General features: G+C 57.4%; 14 protein-coding genes and 2 pseudogenes. 8 read left to right on the top strand and 8 right to left on the bottom strand.

The features are described 5' to 3' along the window. Positions 1–712 precede the first annotated feature (712 nt). Positions 713–841 (top strand): annotated as a pseudogene (locus QA646_RS30510) (integrase); the annotation flags it as partial. A gap of 325 nt (positions 842–1,166) precedes the next feature. Continuing rightward, positions 1,167–1,871 carry a cell division protein ZapB gene (locus QA646_RS30515; RefSeq protein ID WP_283061119.1) on the top strand — a complete coding sequence of 235 codons (705 nt, stop codon included), beginning with the start codon at positions 1,167–1,169 and terminating at the stop codon, positions 1,869–1,871. Here QA646_RS30515 and QA646_RS30520 read toward each other — a convergent pair. Continuing rightward, positions 1,863–4,765: pseudogene (locus tag QA646_RS30520) on the bottom strand (Tn3 family transposase). The gene QA646_RS30515 and the pseudogene QA646_RS30520 sit on opposite strands and share 9 nt — an antisense overlap. A gap of 94 nt (positions 4,766–4,859) precedes the next feature. Between QA646_RS30520 and QA646_RS30525 the strand changes: the two are divergent. Continuing rightward, positions 4,860–5,474 carry a recombinase family protein gene (locus QA646_RS30525; RefSeq protein WP_283058434.1) on the top strand — a complete coding sequence of 205 codons (615 nt, stop codon included), beginning with the start codon at positions 4,860–4,862 and terminating at the stop codon, positions 5,472–5,474. Beyond that, on the top strand, positions 5,464–6,831 hold the full coding sequence (locus QA646_RS30530) for a metallophosphoesterase (RefSeq protein ID WP_283058433.1): 1,368 nt from the start codon (positions 5,464–5,466) through the stop codon (positions 6,829–6,831). Before QA646_RS30525 ends, QA646_RS30530 begins: the two co-directional genes overlap by 11 nt. Here the strand turns inward: QA646_RS30530 and QA646_RS30535 are convergent. Next, positions 6,799–7,173, bottom strand: coding sequence for a hypothetical protein (locus QA646_RS30535; protein WP_283061120.1), 375 nt, complete (start codon positions 7,171–7,173; stop codon positions 6,799–6,801). The two genes, QA646_RS30530 and QA646_RS30535, sit on opposite strands and share 33 nt — an antisense overlap. Here QA646_RS30535 and QA646_RS30540 point away from each other — a divergent pair. Continuing rightward, the gene (locus QA646_RS30540) at positions 7,120–7,800 is read left to right on the top strand and encodes a transposase (RefSeq protein WP_283061121.1); all 681 of its coding nucleotides are present in this window, start codon (positions 7,120–7,122) and stop codon (positions 7,798–7,800) included. The two genes, QA646_RS30535 and QA646_RS30540, sit on opposite strands and share 54 nt — an antisense overlap. Positions 7,801–7,806: 6 nt before the next feature. Here QA646_RS30540 and QA646_RS30545 read toward each other — a convergent pair whose 3' ends face one another. Beyond that, the gene (locus QA646_RS30545; RefSeq protein ID WP_283061122.1) at positions 7,807–8,145 is read right to left on the bottom strand and encodes a hypothetical protein; all 339 of its coding nucleotides are present in this window, start codon (positions 8,143–8,145) and stop codon (positions 7,807–7,809) included. Between the two features lie 698 nt (positions 8,146–8,843). On the opposite strand from QA646_RS30545, the gene QA646_RS30550 reads away from it, so the two are divergent. Continuing rightward, positions 8,844–9,761 carry a recombinase family protein gene (locus tag QA646_RS30550; RefSeq protein ID WP_283060838.1) on the top strand — a complete coding sequence of 306 codons (918 nt, stop codon included), beginning with the start codon at positions 8,844–8,846 and terminating at the stop codon, positions 9,759–9,761. Between the two features lie 612 nt (positions 9,762–10,373). Here the strand turns inward: QA646_RS30550 and QA646_RS30555 are convergent. The 5 genes from QA646_RS30555 to QA646_RS30575 form a co-directional block, all read right to left on the bottom strand. Next, positions 10,374–11,000 (bottom strand): HAD family hydrolase, encoded by a 627-nt coding sequence (locus QA646_RS30555; RefSeq protein WP_349254280.1) that lies wholly within the window; start codon positions 10,998–11,000, stop codon positions 10,374–10,376. A gap of 101 nt (positions 11,001–11,101) precedes the next feature. Further along, the gene (locus QA646_RS30560; RefSeq protein ID WP_283060836.1) at positions 11,102–11,614 is read right to left on the bottom strand and encodes an NUDIX hydrolase; all 513 of its coding nucleotides are present in this window, start codon (positions 11,612–11,614) and stop codon (positions 11,102–11,104) included. A gap of 204 nt (positions 11,615–11,818) precedes the next feature. Then, positions 11,819–12,952: a TniQ family protein gene (locus tag QA646_RS30565; RefSeq protein WP_283060835.1), complete on the bottom strand. Its 1,134-nt coding sequence runs from the start codon at positions 12,950–12,952 to the stop codon at positions 11,819–11,821. Then, positions 12,949–13,872 carry a TniB family NTP-binding protein gene (locus QA646_RS30570; protein WP_283060834.1) on the bottom strand — a complete coding sequence of 308 codons (924 nt, stop codon included), beginning with the start codon at positions 13,870–13,872 and terminating at the stop codon, positions 12,949–12,951. Before QA646_RS30570 ends, QA646_RS30565 begins: the two co-directional genes overlap by 4 nt. Next, the gene (locus QA646_RS30575; RefSeq protein ID WP_283060833.1) at positions 13,863–15,503 is read right to left on the bottom strand and encodes a Mu transposase C-terminal domain-containing protein; all 1,641 of its coding nucleotides are present in this window, start codon (positions 15,501–15,503) and stop codon (positions 13,863–13,865) included. Before QA646_RS30575 ends, QA646_RS30570 begins: the two co-directional genes overlap by 10 nt. 174 nt (positions 15,504–15,677) lie before the next feature. Here QA646_RS30575 and QA646_RS30580 point away from each other — a divergent pair, with 174 nt between their 5' ends. Both QA646_RS30580 and QA646_RS30585 read left to right on the top strand, forming a co-directional pair. Next, the gene (locus QA646_RS30580; RefSeq protein WP_283061123.1) at positions 15,678–15,965 is read left to right on the top strand and encodes a hypothetical protein; all 288 of its coding nucleotides are present in this window, start codon (positions 15,678–15,680) and stop codon (positions 15,963–15,965) included. Further along, positions 15,965–17,119: a site-specific integrase gene (locus QA646_RS30585; protein ID WP_283061124.1), complete on the top strand. Its 1,155-nt coding sequence runs from the start codon at positions 15,965–15,967 to the stop codon at positions 17,117–17,119. The genes QA646_RS30580 and QA646_RS30585 overlap by 1 nt, the downstream gene beginning before the upstream one ends. The last annotated feature ends 383 nt before the right edge of the window (positions 17,120–17,502 follow it).

The following is a 17,502-nucleotide window of genomic DNA, read 5'->3' on the forward strand; positions in this document are numbered from 1 at the left end:
ACGGCATAGAGACCGGTTTGCCCATGACGGGCAGACGGGAATGAAGCGACCGTCGACCGGTTATCCGTATCGAGGTTCTCTTAAGAGGCTAGCGGTAGCGGGACTACCATCACTAGGGGCCCGGCTTGCGCCGTCACGGCGGCAATAGCCTTCGCAAGCGGCGCTTTGAGCAGGGTAGATAATGAGTGCGGCGTCATCAACGCGGGTTAAAGGACCCCGTCGTCTCCTGCGATATGGCTCACAATGACTGGAAACATCGTCGCCTGCTTGAATTACCAAACCATACTCCACATAACCTATTGGTTAATTACGCCTTTCTCGACGAATCGAGCCTTATTAGGATTGCAGAAAACGGTGGGATTGTATTTCAGAATGTTTCTATGCGTATCTAAAAATTGCTATCCTTGTGAATAATTGCAACGTATTGTTGTCAAAATGTTACTTCAGTTCCGATCGCAACCGTTGCGAGCAGATAGCGGCATTTTGCTGTTCCGCTCAACAACGCCGGCGCGAATTGCGCACAGGTCACGTCATGGTTGCAGCCAGATTGAGACGCCAACCAACACTATGCCGTCGGCTGAGGATTCACGGCAAATTAAGAAGGGATATGTATTCGCTGTCCATGCGAATGCCGACGAGGTCTCGGATCGCGACGGGAGATCAAAACTCAAGAATGACGGGGACCGCTAAAGCAACCCACCCTGAACGCGACTCCTCGGCCGAAGTCGACGGGCGCTACGTTCAGAAACAGCTTGGCCATGCCAGTGCGGAAATGACCCGCAAATATCAGCGGCGCCGCGATCGTTTCCAGATCAATCTCACCAAGGCGTCGGGGCTTTGAGGCCCCTCCCCTGCCGGGATCATGAAATCGTTAGGTGAAAAGCGGGCGGCGGATTTTCAGCTTACCGCTTCAATTGAAATCGGGAAGTGGAAGCCACAGCCACCAAATCTTCCCCACTTACCCCCACGTGTAAGTGGGGCATTTTGGTTGGCGGACTTTCGCCGAGGACCGTAGAGAAGTGTGCACAAGCGCGTGGTCTGCGATTTGATTTCCGGCGCTGGGATTCCTTGGCTGGGGCAAATCATGATTCAGTCTCGGGATGGCAAAGAGACGGCTTCCCTCCCCTGAGCATGCCGAGACGCTTTCGCTGAAGGCGTTGCGCAGTTTGGTGACCGGCCTGTTGGAACGAGCGGAGCGGGCTGAAGTTCGCCTTGCGAGACTTGAGGCCGAGAACGCGGCCCTTCGTGAAGAAAACGCGGCGCTTCGCCTGGAAAACACCCGTCTGAAGGTCGAGAACCAACTTTTGCGCGACGAGATCGCGCGGCTGAAGAACCTGCCGCCGCGCCCGCCGTTTCGACCATCCGGCATGGAGAAAGCAACCGATGGCGCGAGCGACAAGCCGGCGGGCAAGAAGAGGCCACGCGGCCCGAAGCTCGATGTGAAGCGGGTCAGCCGAGAGGAGGTTTTACGTGCAAACGTTCCGGCCGGTTCGCGCTTCAAAGGCTACAAAAGCTGCTTCGTGCGGGAACTGGTTCTCACGGCCGAGCTTGTGCACTACCGGCGGGAATGCTGGATCATGCCAGATGGGAAGACGGTGATCGCGCCGCTGCCCATGGGGATCATGGGCGGCTACGGCCCGAACATCAGGCGGCTCTGCCTGATGCTGCATGCGCAAGGACAGGTGACGACTGGGCGGCTGACGACGTTGTTGAATGATGTCGGCGTCGAGATCTCTAAGCGCCAGGTCGTGCGCCTTCTGACCAAAGAGCTGGATGGGTTTGTCGCCGAGGACGCGGCGGTGCTGCATGCCGGCCTGGTGTCGTCCTCCTATATGGGGTCATTTGCGGGAGGGGGCGATATACTACCTTAACGGCGGCCATCGATATTCTCCCGTGAGCGTTATATGCTCCCATCCGAGCGGTGAGACATGAGGCAGGAGCCCAAGGTCGATCTGCTCACCGCTGTCAATTTGCTCGGCAACGATTTCGCCGAGCTTCCATGCGTTCCAATAGATGATGACGGCTGTGAGGAGGTTGAGGCCAGCAATTCGATGTTGCTGTCCGTCGGACGAGCGGTCTCGAATTTCACCTCGCCTGTTGAAGTTGACCGCACGCTTCAGGGCATGATGCGCCTCGCCCTTGTTCAATCCGATTTGCGCCCGGCGCTGTAGATCAATGTCGCTCAGCCAGTCGAGCATGAAGATAGAGCGCTCGAGACGCCCGACCTCTCTGAGCGCCACTGCCAGGCTGTTCTGACGTGGATAGGCGGCAAGTTTTCGAAGAATTTGGCTGGGCACGACGGTCCCGGCGGCCATGCTGGCGGCGAGCCGCAGGATATCGGGCCAATTTTCACGGATTAGCCGAATGTTGATCCGGCCGCCGATCATCGGCTGAAGCACGGGGGCACCTCGTTGATCGCGGGAACATAGATCCGCTTGTCCGGCAGGTCGCGGATTCTCGGTGCGAACCGGAAGCCGAGAACAGAGCAGATGGCAAAAACATGATCCGTAAAGCCGCCCGTATCAGCATAATGCTCGCGGATTTGCCTTCCGGTGTCATTCTGCAACAGACCATCGAGAATATAGGGCGCTTCGTGAGCAGTCGCGGGAATAACCTGCGTCGAATATGGTGCATATTGATCAGAGACGTGACTGTATGCCGAAAGCCCAGGCTCATTGCCATACCGGGCATTGACGACGTTCAATGCTTCTCCGGTCGACCCTGCGGCGAAGTGCTGACCATCAGAAGACGAAGTGGTTCCGTCACCCCAGAAGCGGGCCATAGGTAATTTCGACTGTGCCTCAACAATCATCGCAAGGGCGCGTGCCGTTGTCTCCTCTCTAACGTGCCATTTACCGATCCGCAGCAACTCCCAGAAAGTGTGAGTGTCGCTGGCGTCAGCCATCTTCCTGAGACCGAGATTGACGCCGTCAGCGAGCAGAACAGTCAGGATACCAATGCGGTCGCCGCAGGCGATACCCGTACGGAGATCGGTGAAGGCATCGGTGAAGTGCAGCTTTTCATCGACCTCAATGAGGATGTCCGTGATCCGAACGAGCGGCATGCTTTCATAGAGTTTCAGGACGAGTGCGGCAGCCTCCTCTGGTGTCGCCTTTTCGAGCCGATCGATCTGAAGCCTGCCGTCGACGATGGCCCCACCTGCAAGAATACCAGCCTCGTTGGCACATTCGATTTGCGTCATGCCGCGTTTGAGGATCTGGCTTCGCTGGCGAAGCCAGTCGTCGGCTTCCAGCGGAACAGCCAGCCGTGCAGTTTCGGAGACGGTTTCAATCGGGACCAGTGCTGTGCTGATCTCGCGATACCGCCTGCTGTCAGCCAGCCAGATGTCGCCCGAGCGCAGCGCGTTGCGAAGTTCGAACAAGATCCCGATTTCCCATACTTGCCGATCGGGTTTTCCATCCGTCAGAATCCTTTTGCGCCACTTGGCTCGAGCGAAGTCGAGCGGTGCATTGACTGGCAAAGTGCGATGTCCGCGGCGATTGAGACGGCGCAGCACTTCCAATGCTTCGAGAAGCGAATCCGCGCCGCGCCCACCTCGGAACGTCAGGATTTCCAGAAACCGAGGCGCATACCTCCGGAAACGGGCATATCCGTCAGTCACGAATTCCAGCGGATCTGCCGAGACCTTGCCTGTCAGCGCGGCCGCCTGCGCGACAGTTTGGCGGAGCAATTCCCAACCACCACCTTCCGCGATGGCTAGTCCCAAATCGTCCTGCTCATCATGCGCGGTGATCAATGCGCCGCCAAAGCGGGAAAGCATTTTCAGCGTGTCGCCGATCGAAGCGCGCTCGGCCTGCAACAGCTCATCTCGTTTGCGTTCACATGCGCGATAGAGCTTTCCGACGATACGATCATGCGTTTCGACAGCGACATCCGCCAACATGGCCGTCCACTCCACGACGCACGCAGCCAATATCGCCAATCGTCGAGTTTCCGGCAGATCCCGCATTCCATCGGCGGAATAACGTTCGCCTTGACGACGCAAACCAGTCATGCGGAAAGGCGGGATATCGTCGAGGGTGCCAATATTGATGGCGAGCTTGCGCAAAAAGTCCAGCCGGTCGAGGAGGCTGTTCATATCGTTGGAATTGGAACCGGCTTCGAACTGACGCAACCACACAAAACGCGTAATCCGACCATCGACCGCTTCGGAAAGCAGGGACAACAGCCGAGTGCGGCTTTGTGCATCCAGACGCCAAGTGATGCGGGACGCGATTGCACGTTCTGCGGCAACCAAAGCGTCGGCACAGCACCGTTCGACGGTCGAGGCCGCCGGGACGATGACATGGCGACGGCGCAGCTCCGCCAGGAACTCGGCCGCCAATAAGTCATTCGTTTTTGACTTCTCCGCAGCCTCCTTGAGCCAAATGAGCATGTTTGCGCGAATCTGGCCTTCAAATGGTCGATAGCCGTAAAGTTGCTGCAGTGCCGTCGAATGTTGATAGCGCGTTTCAGATCTGGCACCGTACTCGGCAAGTTCTTCAGCCACGACACCGATCTGCGCACCGATGAAGGCCAACATCGATCGCGGGATCATCTCTCCTGGCTGTAGGAGGCGGCCAGGATATCGGAAGGCGCAAAGCTGGAGAGCAAATCCCAATCGATTTCGAGGGCGACGACGTTGCCTGATGTGCCGCAGGTCTTCGTCACTCAATATGTAATGTCGAAGCAATGACGGTTCGTCGGTCGGCAGATCAAATAGCCTCTCGCGCTGGCGTTCGGTCAGAATAGTGCGCCTTGGCATGCAACGTTGTCCCTATTGAAGTATAGTCTGTTCTGGACAACGATCGGCTTATACAAATCAAGGCCTTTCGGCATCAAAATCCAAAAGGGTTCAATTGGGACAGCGAGCCACCATCTATTGCCGCGTTTCGACCGCCGACCAGTCATGTGAGCGGCAGGAGCGTGACCTGACGGCGTTTGCCGAGCGTGCCGGTTACGAAGTGGCGGGAATTTTTAAAGAAACGGGTTCCGGCGCAAAGCTTGACCGAGCTGAACGCCGTAAGATTATGGCCCTCGCACAGGCCCGGCAGATCGACGCCATCCTGGTCACTGAACTGTCCCGATGGGGCCGTTCGACCATCGACCTTCTCAATACGCTACGCGAGCTGGAAAGTTGGAAGGTTTCAGTCATCGCGATGAATGGGATGACTTTCGATTTATCCTCTCCGCACGGCCGAATGCTCGCAACCTTCCTGTCCGGCATTGCGGAATTCGAACGCGATCTGATCAGTGAGCGGGTCAAGTCCGGCCTAGCCGCTGCAAAAGCGCGTGGCAGAAGACTCGGCCGCCAAACTGGAGAACGACCAAAGTCAGATAGGCTTGCACCGAAAGTCATGGCGCTGATCGCTGAAGGCCGCAGCTATCGCTGGATCGCTAGAGACCTCGGCATTAGCAAAAATACCGTCAACGACATTCTCAAACGGAATAGAGATTTAAACAATGGCACATGAGCCTATCACCGCGCTTCTTCCGAAATCGGGCGGCCACCAGTTCGTAATGTATGGCGATTCATGTTCCGGCGTTCCAAACGCTCTGCACGAACGAACGCTCGCTGAGGTGAACGCAATCGTGAAGCGCCTGGCACCACAGCCTGAGTTCATACTGTTTCCGGGTGATGAAATAATCGGCCTAACTCCTCATCCGGATGCTTTACGCGAACAGTGGAAACACTGGTTTGAAGTCGAAATGGCATGGCTCGACCGCCAGAAAATCCCGATGTGGCATACCACAGGCAATCACACAGCATACGACAAGATGAGCGAGGACATTTTTCGCGAAGTCTTACAGCTTCCAGACAACGGTCCAGCGGACCAGAAAGGGCTGTCTTATTGGGTCCGTCGAGACGACTTATTGTTGGTCTTCGTTCATACGCTTTGGACCGGTCTCGGTGGAGAGGGGCATGTCGAAACTGAATGGTTGCAGAGAACGCTCAAGCAGCACGCTGATGCAAAATATAAAATCGTGCTTGGCCACCATCCGGTATTTCCAGTCAACGGCTTTTCCGGAACTTACCAACGTGAAATCGGCCATGAGTATGCTGATGAGTTCTGGAATATACTGGTGGATGCGAACGTCCTTGCCTATGTCTGCAGCCATATTCTCGCATATGACGTCCAGGTGCACCGAGGAGTGCTTCAGATTTGCACCGCTGGAGCCGGCACAGCACATAGAATGCCTGAAGGTGTTGAATATCTTCACTGCATCCAGGCTGCGCTCGATGAAAACGGGCTAAAATATCAGGTGCTCGACACGGAGGGCGTTGCACGGGAGCGATTGCAATGGCCACCTATGCCCACCGCCGCTTCTACTGAATGGCAGCGCGTTGGGGACGGTAAATCTGACGCACTCTTTACCGGATTGATCGGTCGCGGAAGCGTTGTTGAATTTCGCGTTGTAGGACGGACGGCTCAGAAGCCCTGGGCACCTGAGCAGACGCTGTTCACCGCACATTCTCCAGAGACCATCGCTCCAGTCTGGCTAGGTACGCGCGGACCGAAGCAAACTCTCACTCTGGTCGTTGGGAGACAGCCAGGACGAAGCCCTTCCTACTGGTTCGGCCCCGATTTAGTAGCTGCTTCGGACTTTGATATTCATGTCGCTTTCTATCCGGAGATGGGGCCAGGGGGCATTCTCTACCGGCATCATAGTGAAGCCGTGTGGACCTCATTCAAAGCTGCCACAGCGACCGGAATTGAAAACGTTAAGTGGCCGGGTTCTTGGAATGTTGGATACGGCCAGCATGGAGAACATGACCGACGGTTCAAAGGGACCGGCTTAACTATCCGCGTGCGTCAGGATTTCGCTTAAGGTAGTATTCCGCCCCCTCCCGCAAACGACCCCTATATCACGGTCGATGACACCGGTGCCCGTCACGCTCATGGTAATTTTTATACGACGCAGATCGGCGGCGACCATTTTACCGTCTTCCGCACCACGAAATCGAAATCGCGACTGAACTTCCTGTCGCTGCTGCGCGGCAACTACCGGGATTATGTCCTCAATGACGCGGCATTCGACTATCTGGAAGAGCGTCGTGGCGATCCGGGCCTTGTTGCCAGACTGCGCACTTTCGAGCCGCAAGGCTTCTGCAATCAGGTGCAGTTCCTGGAATATCTGGCCGGCAAGGGCATCGATATTTTCGACAGGCAAGGGATCGGAGTCCTGGCCGAAGCTGGTCTCTGGGGGTCCCTGCGCCATCACGGCCTACTGGGCGACGTGGTGATCGTCTCTGACGATGCCGGACAGTTCCGTGTCGGAAATCATGCCCTGTGCTGGGTCCATAGCGAGCGCCTTCTACAAAAGCTCATGCCGGCCACCGCCAAGGAGGAGCGATCTGTCGCGCTTATTCGTGATCTCGTCTGGCGCTTTTACAAAGCGCTGAAGGCCTGGAAACAGAGACCCTCCCCGCAGGCAATCCCTGCCTTCCGACGACGGTTCGACAGGATCTTTACCCTGCACACTGGCTATGACGCCCTCGATCAACTGCTGACGCGCCTGCATCGGCGAAAAGACGAACTGCTAAAGGTGCTTGAGTATCCACATATTCCATTGCACACAAACGCGTCGGAGAACGACTTGCGGACCTTCGTCACCAAGCGAAAGATCTCGGGCGGTACCTTAAGCCGGGACGGCCTCGTTGCGCGCGACACCATGCTCGGTCTGATGAAGACCTGCAAAAAGCTCCGACTGTCCTTTTTCCACTACCTCGGCGACCGGCTCGGCATCAGCGGCCAGACCATCCCGCCGTTGGCAAGCCTTGTCGCGGCAAAAGCCTGAGTGCTGTTATCTGCCGCCGGGCTTCGTAAACGGCAGGACACGGCCGTCTTTGGACGCCTCTCCATCCAGACCATGCCGGCCCACAAGCGTCAGCAACGACGGCGAGACGTTCCAGTGCTTCTCATCGTCGGTGTGAACCGTCACGGTCTTGCGATTGCGGCGGATGACGATGCCCCTGATCGTTCTTCCATCCGGCCCCTCGAACATGACACCGCTGCCGATCTTGATCTCTTGCAGGGCAGCGGCGGTCTTTTGCTGATGCAGAAAATGCAGCCGTTCGACGATACGTCCATGCAGTGCCATCAGCGTGGCTTCGTCGAGCCCCTCGATATCGATCTCGTGCATCTTGCCGCTACCCACCCCTCTGGTCCCAATGCCGTCTTATGCTTCGTCACCGATTATGGTAGAAGAACATCGACGGCACAATTGCCCAGCGCTTCGGCAGTGCCCCCAAATCAGCCCCTTTTACCCGCTTCTTGGAATCGGATCTTCTGATTTCTACTTTATTAACCATCAGAATTAACGGTATTTTTTTGCTATAGAGAAGTCACTTTGACTTTTATTTCCGTTGCTCGGACGATGTTTTTCTGTGGCGCCTTACCATCGATAAGTATCGGTTATCGATGGTAGATTGACAGAAGGTGCGAATCCATCGTGTCAGTCCTTGAGGATCGGCGGAAAGCCTGCAAATCCGGGCTTTTTGCAGCTTTTTCATTTAGGATCGGTGGAAAATTCTGCCTGATCGAGCGGAAGTGACGCGCCGGACGGGTCGAGCTCCTCCCCTCCCCGACCGCCCCTTGGTAGCGAAGGCTGTCCAACATAACCGGTTCCGCTTCGCTCCCCTCAGAAACCGCCGATTTACGGCATTTCCGCCATGGATGCCCGCTGGTGCGCCTTCAGGGGTCGCGATGAGCGGTCGCCGGGCTCAAGCGAGAAAACGCGCTGAATGCCGCTCCATTTGAGCCATAAAACACGCTTGCAAACCTTCATTTTCTCACGCATTCATTATCTGTACAAACGCCCTCAAAAATGAGCCAAAACTGATGCCTCAGGTTGCAACCGTCAGTTCCCCTTCCCCGCCGCAGCGATTGATCGGCTACGCGCGGGTTTCGACCGACGATCAGCTCAACGACGCCCAGATCGACGAGCTGCGCGCCGCCGGCTGCCACCGCATTCACCAGGAGCATGGATCCGGCTTATCCCGGGCGAGACCGGTGCTCATAAAGCTGCTGAAGGATCTCGCCGCCGGCGACGTACTGGTGGTCGTTCGTCTCGACCGTCTGGCCCGATCGGTCAGCCATCTGCTGCAGGTGATCGAAGACCTCGAAGGGCGCGGCGTGCATTTCCGCTCGCTGCGCGATCCGATCGACACATCCACACCGCAGGGCATGTTCTCGCTGCAGGTGCTTGGGGCCGTCGCACAGCTCGAGCGCGCCCTGATCGCAGAACGAACCAAAGCTGGCATCAAGGCTGCGAAAGCCAGAGGCAAGCTTCCCGGCAATCCCGGTCTGCGCGAGCGCCGACCGGAAGCGATCAAGGCGGTGTCGCAAGCGCGTGAGAAACTTTATCTCGACGAACTGATCTCATCGGCGCAGACGTGGATCCCGACCGTGCGGCAGCTCCGGCCCCAGCATAGTTGGGACAATGTCGTCCGTGTCCTTAACCGCCGTGGCCATGACTGGACGGTCGAGCGGCTCCGCCGCGCTGTTCACCGGATGGTTCGTGAGAAGCTGGCGGAACCAGAGTTGTTGGCCCGCTCGCCACGTCGCGCACCCGAAGACCATCTGATGAAACTGGTCGCCGCGATCACCATCGCCGATCCCAATCTGTCGCTACGCGACATTGCCACGCAACTGGATCAAATGGGGGAACGACCCGTACGTGGCGGCCGGAAATGGCAACCGTCTTCCGTGAAAGCTCTGCTAGACGAAGCTTACCGCTTCGGGCTCGTCCGCAATTAAGGGCTTCGGTCGTGTTTCGGGGTAACCGTAGCAAATTTGCAAACACGATGCTGTTGGCACGTCATCCCAAATCAAATCGGAGACGGGAATCCGATCGGTCAGGGAGCGATGCAGCACGGCAAGTAGTGCTCAATCCAATATGTCTGGATCCACGACGTCCACTATGACGCCGGCCTCCCCAAACATTTCTCGCGCTTCGTCGAATGCTTCTTTCCACCTGGGGGAGTCAGACAGGTGATCGGTTACCACTCGAACGATGCCACTCTGGATAATTAGGCTGGCACAGGTGGCGCACGGGTGGAGTGGACTTACATACAGCGTGCAATCTTTCAACGACTGTCCCGCGGAAACGATTGCATTAGCCTCTGCATGCACAACTCGGAGAAGTTTCCGGCGCCGATCTTCGTATAACCTTGGATCGTCATTGCACCCGCGAGGGAAACCATTCCAGCCCTTTGAGGCGACCGTCCCATCGGATCTTAATATGCAAGCCCCCACCTTGCGCGCTGGATCTTTCGACATCGTCGCCGACAATCGCGCTTCCATCAGGCCATATTGGTCCCACCGTTTTCCTCTCACAGTTAGTCTCCTATAGGCATTTTACTTGCAAATTCAGGCGTGCTGCGACAACAGCTGAGCAATCCAAGGGTGCTCGGCGCAATCGGAAACATCTTGATACAGGACCCCTTCCCAGCCGAACGCATTGACAGCTTCTACGACTGCCTCAGAGTCATCGAAGAAAAGTGGCGGCTCAGATTGGGCGCCAAGAATGTCCGAGGCGCGTTCAAAAAATCCGCGACCCGGCTTTAGCTCGCCAAACCTTGCAGCATGAAACATATCATCGAATAGGTTTTCAAAGCCGTGGCGATTCCAAAGATGGAAGGCACGCATGTGCTCCTGATTGGTGGCGACATATAGCCGAACCTGCCCTGTTCGCCGAATTTGGCGGACAAGCTCCAACAATTGCATGTTGATGTGGCTGTCCCGATTAAGCCAATAACTGGCAACGACAAAGGGCGAGCCATGGAAGCCCAATTTCGGAAGGGTCTCTTCGAGAGCGGAAATCAGCGCCTTCCGACCCGTCAGAACTTCTTTTTCAAATACCTGCTTGATGAAGAACTCGGTGAACGCGGAGGAATCAATCCCGAGGTCGGCCAGCAAATGTTCGTCCCAGCGCCTGCGGCGCTGCAACTGCCCTGTATAGCCATGGACAAGGACGCCATCGACATCAAAAAGCACTGATCTCAATACATCACCTTTTTTCTATCCAATCAGATCGAATGGGAATGGCCTGAAGTTCATCGCCGAAACGGCCGACGCACCACAAGGCCAAGAAGCGTCTAGTCTTGAGGTTTGAAATTGACGAGCAGCGATTTGAGCTCGACCTCGCGCACCCTCCGGGCCGCCTCGTCAGGGCTAACCCAATCGACCACACGCTGTCCCCGCTCTTTGAACTGGCTCCCGACCTCTTTGACCTCCACCTGAAACATCTCTACCACGCAGGGGACAACTTTGCCGCCCTCGAGCTCTTTCAGATAGGTGTAGCGCCCGATTGGTGTCTTTCTCACCTTGCCTCGAACCCCGGCCTCCTCCCATGCTTCCGTAGCGGCTGCTTCATGAGGCTCCTTGCCTTTTATCGGCCATCCTTTCGGGACGATCCATCGCCCGGTGTCGCGGGACGTGATCACCAGAATTTCGACTTCGCGGTCGCCATTCTTGCGGCGAAAGCAAATGGCGCCGTACTGGTTGCGGAACGCGTTTGCAAACAGCGTCTCAGGTGTCTGCGCAAGCTGTTGCAGCAAATGCTTTGACGGAGGCTTTACGGGCTTACGGCTTTCCTTCTTTGGCTTCATGAAGCGCAGATTGTCAGATTTCCGTTGTCGTCTCAATGATCGGCTGTAGGTTAGGCTCTGTTTTCAAACACTTACTCCTTTCGTATTCCGGCCGGCCACTGGATGATCATGGTTGCCGATCCAATCCGTCGCTACGTGCTGTCGCCAGGTGGATCAAAGCAGAGAGCCCGGCAGGTGGTAGCCGGAAATGGCATCCGCCATCGGTCAGGGCGCTGCAGGACGAAGCGCTTCGCTTTTGCCTGCCTCGCTGTTGAGGGCCTGGTTCATGAGACGGCCGAGCTTTCTATCACGCAAGCGCCCCCTCGTCTCGGAAATCGCCTTCCAATCGTGGCTGGCCAAGATCTGTTCGGCCAAACGTTGATACTCCACGTCCGATCGAAGCTTGAGCTTCGGGGCAGTTTCCAGAATCTTATCGGCATCAAGCGTTTCGATGGCTTGCGGCAGTGGATTGCGCTTTCGGTCAGCAAATGCTTGCCTGAGGAAAGGGGGTGGCGGTCCCAACCATCGTCTTGCCTGCGCCAGATCAAGCAACTGCGCTGCGGCCACGAATGTGGCGGCGCGCCACGGTAGTGACAGGCCGGCGACCGGGTTGCCACGGGCGGTGAAAACGGGAAGACGCCCAAACGGCAGCTTCAGGTCAAGCCACGCGATGAACGGCTTTCCATTCGCCTGTGATCGCGACCACAAGGTTTCGATCACGGCTGTTATCTCGTTCAATGCGACGCTACCCTTCCTCCCTTCGATAGCGGCGTCCACAGCTGCCGTCAGCATGAGGAGGAAATCCAGATCGGCCCCACCCTCGATCTTATTTTGCCCGCCCGATACCACGGTCGAGCAATCTCCGCAGACGAGCCTCGCCCCTTCCTCGCTACATTCGAAACGGAATCGGCCCCGCGCGAAACAGCGATCGCAGAAATCTTGCAGCAGTCGGCGATGCTTGCCGCAAGCCGCAGCCTCAACATGAGCCCATTCGCGACGAAGATAGTGATCCCGGCCGGCCGACACATCCTCATCAAGGCAGTCGGAGCAAATGCCCCGCTGGCTGTGATCGGAAACATACCAGTCGATCGACCTTACCTGTCGGCTCAGCATCATTGCTTCGACATCGGCGATCTTTAATCTGGCGGTCCGCGCCCACAATCTGATGACCAGCGGATCCGGACGAAAATCGCACAATTCGAAACTGGCGAACATCGACGGCCGATCCCCATGCCCCAGCCAGAGCTCGATTTCGGCCGGCGTGCATCCATAGCGACAAGCCACTCTGGCCTGCCAGGACGAGATCAGCTCATCCGGATAAGGCCGCGGCGCGATCGGCAGGAGTGGGATCGACCTCACCGCGCCGATCGCCGATGAAGCGAACGTTCCGAATGCCGCGCCATGGAGACGAGCGGCAACACAAGATCCTCACGGCTGAAGCTGTCTGCGGTGATACATTCACTGCCATTGTGGATGGCGTCAGTAGCGACGGTCTCCATCAGCCTGAATATGCGCACCGTCACGCCATCCGTGAGCTCCAGGACTCGCCGGCGAACTGCCGGAGATGTCACGGCCGATGGCTGGCGTAGCGGAAAAATGGATACCAGGCTTGAAAGAAGCTGCGTCAGGCGCTGATTGTTAGACCAACGCTCAAGATGAAATGCTTCAAACCGCTCGGCAAGCTGTGGGTCCGTCAGAAGAGCCTGCTGGGCAAGATCCGTGCCCGCGCAGATCAACGGAACCTTGAGATCATTGGCGAGAAAGCGGATTACGTTGAGAAAAATCCGCTGCTGGCGAAACGTGCCAGTCAGCATTGCGTGGATCTCGTCGATCACAAGCATTCGCACGCCCATCCTGCGCATCAGGCTACGACAGACCGACTTGAGGCGGAATGCTGCGTCACTGCTTGGCCCAGGTGCGCCGAGCGCATTTAAGAGCTCGCCGTACACATCCCGCTCCAACGGCTCCGCGGGCATCTGCATCGCCACGACCGGCATGACGGTTTCGCCGGTTCCCCTGTCGAAAATTGCGGGATGATTGCGAAGAAATTTGCGGATGATTTTTGTTTTTCCCATACCAGTGTCCCCATACAGGAGGAGGCAGGGCATACGATCACGTGGAGGATAGGAAAGCAGATCCTCGAGCCGTATCAATGCCGAATTTGCCTGAGCCGTTTCGAGCCAGCGATCCGCCCGGATCCAGGCAATGCGCTCATTATCGCTCAATTCGGCATGGCTTCGGTAAGCCGGCAGAAGGTGGGCATAGTCGCTCAAGACCATTCCTCCACCGACAATGGCGATATGTCGATGCAGACATCGTCTTCGTCATTCGATTCCGGCAAATCGGTCGTTCGATCAAAAGCTGCCAACCCGCGCTCAGTCCGTTCGGTATGGCGGCGCATGGCTCTGGTCTGCTGCACAGCGCTCTCCATAAGCCTTCTCTGCTCTGCGATAGTTTGGAAAATTAGCTGTTCATCGACAGCGCTGGCTCCCCGTGCTCTCAGAGTGGCACGCGCCAGACGATGTTCGCCGAGCGTAATCGCCGGCCGGTCCAGAGCCGCAAAACGTACCGGCCACATCGATCCGTCTCCTTGTTCCAAGTAAACACAGGAAAGATCGCGGGGATCATACTTGACCCGCAGTTGGCGGGATGATCGCCCTGCGAAAGGGCTTAGAACGTCATCCCAATAGCGAATTCCGAACAGGTGCAGGCCATCCCTGCGGATACAGCGCTCCTTGTAGGGCAGAAAATCGAGCAAAAATCGCTCCGGGTCATGGGGCAAGCGCACGGGCTGGGAACGGGCGGCCTTCGCATCGTCCCAGGCTGTTCGCGGAGGAAGCAGCAAGACACTGTGAACGTCGGCATGGTAGCGGCCGACGATCTGGAGGACCAACCATCTCTCCAATTCGTCTAGTGTCATTGCGGCGTGTTTCTGTGGATCGTAAGACCCTCGCTTGGCAATGTTGCTTGAAGTGGATCCCGGAAGCAGGTGCACGGCGCCCATCATGGTTCCGATCAGCCGTTCGATATGCCCACCGTAATGCGGCCGCGCGACAGGCCTATACATGAGCTCGATCCCGTGCTCAGCGGCGCCCCTGACGAGAGCCTTGCCATGGAATTCTGCTCCGTTGTCGAGATGAATGACGTCGGGCAATCCAAAAACCGGCCACACGACATCAACACCCATCGACTGCAGCCGAGGTGCTTTCGGCATCACTACGTTCTGGATTGCCAGCGCGACCGATGTCGATGAAGGGCGCTCCAGGCTGAGATAGAAGCCAGCCACCATTCGGCTGGCAATATCGATCGCCAGCGTCAGCCACGGCCGCTGTAGCGGCTTCCGGCTGACAGCATCTACGATGAACACATCCACCAGCGTGTGGTCGATCTGAACGATCTGAAGGGCGTAGTCGGCGTTATATTCTTGCACGACCGAGCCGAACTTTTGCTTGGCCGCCTTCGCGCCTTCCCTCCACTGCAGAAGTATCGCGGGATCGATGCAATCCACCCGCGCCCGAACGGCTGTCCACGATGGGGCGCGAACTCCGCGTTCATCGCAAACTTGCCGCACGCGATCGTGAAGCGCGGTAACCGTCGGCCGCTCACGTTTGCGGTAGGTATCGCGGATTGCCGCCTGAATGATCTCTTCGATGTCCGGCGACAACAGCGTTCTGCCCTTGGAAGGTCCCGATATAGCATCCAGCAACGAGCTCGTGACCGGCGATGCGCGATACTGGTTCAGCAGCTCGTAGAAACGCGTTTGCCCCAACTTCAGCTCTCGGCATGCCCTGCCCACATGCGCGGCAGAAAGGCGAGGCAAAAGAGCTAAGGGACGAATAACCTTCTCGCGCGACACAGCCCTCAGCCAGGCTGCCTCCTCGACGCTCAACTTGTCTGGCTTCCGGCTCATCAGCGCTCACCTTACATCGAGCTGCAAATCAGGCTAAAATTCCGCCGAACCTACTCAAGTTCATTCAATTAGAATGAGCGATTATTGTTACGCGACAAAGACATGCGGTCCGCTCGTTTAAAAAGACGGACACATCGAATCTGGGCCAATTCCCGCTCCACAAAGGCTTTCTCCATGGAAGATCGCGTCCGCTTCGCCCTCGAAAAGCTGCTCAATGTCGCCCACGAAGATACCGGCCAGGGCCGCCGCGCCGCCAACTTCATTCTGGCCTGGTGGAATGCCGAGGTGCATGGCGGTTTCGACCTCACCGATCTTGCCGATCTCGATCCTGAAATCTGCGAGGACATGATCACCGTCTTCACCTTCATCGCCCGCGAGGAGACGCTGTCTTATCCCGATGCCTACAAGCCGGAGATTGTTCAGATCATCCGCCGCTGGCGGCCGCATGTCGAGGTCGACTGATGGCCACCCCGCGGAAGTCTACTAGCCTGAGCAATGTCGAGCGGCGCGCCGTCGAGCTCGACACCATCGCAGCGGTGCTGCCGATGGAACGCCGCGACGAGCTCGCCGAACTCTTGACCGACCAGGATGTCGAGACGCTGCGCCATCTCGTCAACCAGGGCATGGGCGATAATACGCTGCGGGCCCTGACCTCTGATCTGGCTTACCTCGAAGCCTGGGGATTGGCCGCGACCGGAAAATCCCTGCCCTGGCCGGCGCCAGAAGCGCTGCTCCTGAAGTTCGTCGCCCATCACCTGTGGGATCCAGAAAAACGTGGGACCGACCCCGATCACGGCATGCCGGCCGATATCGACGAGAACCTCCGGCGCCAGGGCCTTCTGAAAACCGTCGGCCCGCATGCGCCGGCCACCGTGCGTCGGCGGCTGGCGAACTGGTCGACGCTGACGAAATGGCGCGGCCTCGACGGCGCCTTCGCCTCCCCTGCCCTCAAATCCGCTATCCGCCTGGCCGTGCGTGCCGTGCCCCGGAAGCGTCGCCGCAAGAGCGCGAAAGCGGTGACCGGCGATATTCTGGCGAGCCTGCTGGCGACCTGCGCAACCTACAGCCTACGCGATGTCAGGGACCGGGCAATTCTGATGGTCGCCTTTGCCTCCGGCGGCCGGCGGCGCAGCGAAGTCGCAGGCCTTTGCCTGGAGCAACTGACCATGGAAGCTCCGATCGAAATCGAAGACGGTCCTCCCCTCCCCTCTTTGGCGATTCATCTGGGGCGCACCAAGACGTCTACCGGCGAGCAGGACGAGGTCGTCTATCTGACCGGCCGGCCCGTCGAGGCGTTGAATGCCTGGCTGGCGGCCGCCAAGATCAACAAGGGTAGCGTGTTCCGGGGGATCGGAAGATGGGGAACGGTATCGAAGCGGGCACTGGATCCGCAGTCGGTCAATGCGATCCTCAAGCAACGGGCGGAGATGGCGGGTTTGGAGTCGGGGGAGTTCTCCGCACATGGGCTACGGTCGGGATATCTGACCGAGGCGGCCAATCGCGGGATCCCTCTCCCAGAGGCTATGGAGCAGTCTCGTCATCGCTCGGTGCAACAAGCCTCAAGCTACTATAATGACGCCACACGGCGGAGCGGACGGGCAGCCAGAATATTGTGATGACGATCTCGGCAGATTGAAGGGGGAATGGTAAGGCAGTCCTGTAAAGGACGCTATTATCTGCTGATTCTCGTTGGTCGCGACGCCGTTTGGCTGCTTGACGTGAAAGGCGATCACTTCCTCAACTCTGCCTCCGCCGATTTCCTCGGTTTTTTGCATAGGGCGCACGCCATGGCAATATCGCGGTTAGGCGGTGTAATTCCCTGATTTTTGGCCCTGTTTGTCGCGAAATCCTTGATTTCATAAAGCAAGCAAACCGATGTATTAACCACTCGTTAACCAAAAAACGCTTGCTCGACGCGCAGAATCGGAGCCTATTGCCATCGGCGAAAGTATTTCGATTTTTCGCTCCCAACCGCCACTGGCAAGAAATAGGTTACGAG

The organism is Rhizobium sp. CB3090 (assembly GCF_029714285.1).
Lineage (GTDB): Bacteria > Pseudomonadota > Alphaproteobacteria > Rhizobiales > Rhizobiaceae > Rhizobium.

What these genes read in the sequence shown, in the direction of transcription:
- QA646_RS30530 (WP_283058433.1), top strand. Translation starts at nt 5,464, where the DNA reads ATGGCACATGAGCCTATCACCGCGCTTCTTCCGAAATCGGGCGGCCAC.
- QA646_RS30545 (WP_283061122.1), bottom strand. Translation starts at nt 8,145, where the DNA reads ATGCACGAGATCGATATCGAGGGGCTCGACGAAGCCACGCTGATGGCA.
- QA646_RS30550 (WP_283060838.1), top strand. Translation starts at nt 8,844, where the DNA reads ATGCCTCAGGTTGCAACCGTCAGTTCCCCTTCCCCGCCGCAGCGATTG.
- QA646_RS30560 (WP_283060836.1), bottom strand. Translation starts at nt 11,614, where the DNA reads ATGAAGCCAAAGAAGGAAAGCCGTAAGCCCGTAAAGCCTCCGTCAAAG.
- QA646_RS30570 (WP_283060834.1), bottom strand. Translation starts at nt 13,872, where the DNA reads ATGGTCTTGAGCGACTATGCCCACCTTCTGCCGGCTTACCGAAGCCAT.
- QA646_RS30575 (WP_283060833.1), bottom strand. Translation starts at nt 15,503, where the DNA reads ATGAGCCGGAAGCCAGACAAGTTGAGCGTCGAGGAGGCAGCCTGGCTG.
- QA646_RS30580 (WP_283061123.1), top strand. Translation starts at nt 15,678, where the DNA reads ATGGAAGATCGCGTCCGCTTCGCCCTCGAAAAGCTGCTCAATGTCGCC.
- QA646_RS30585 (WP_283061124.1), top strand. Translation starts at nt 15,965, where the DNA reads ATGGCCACCCCGCGGAAGTCTACTAGCCTGAGCAATGTCGAGCGGCGC.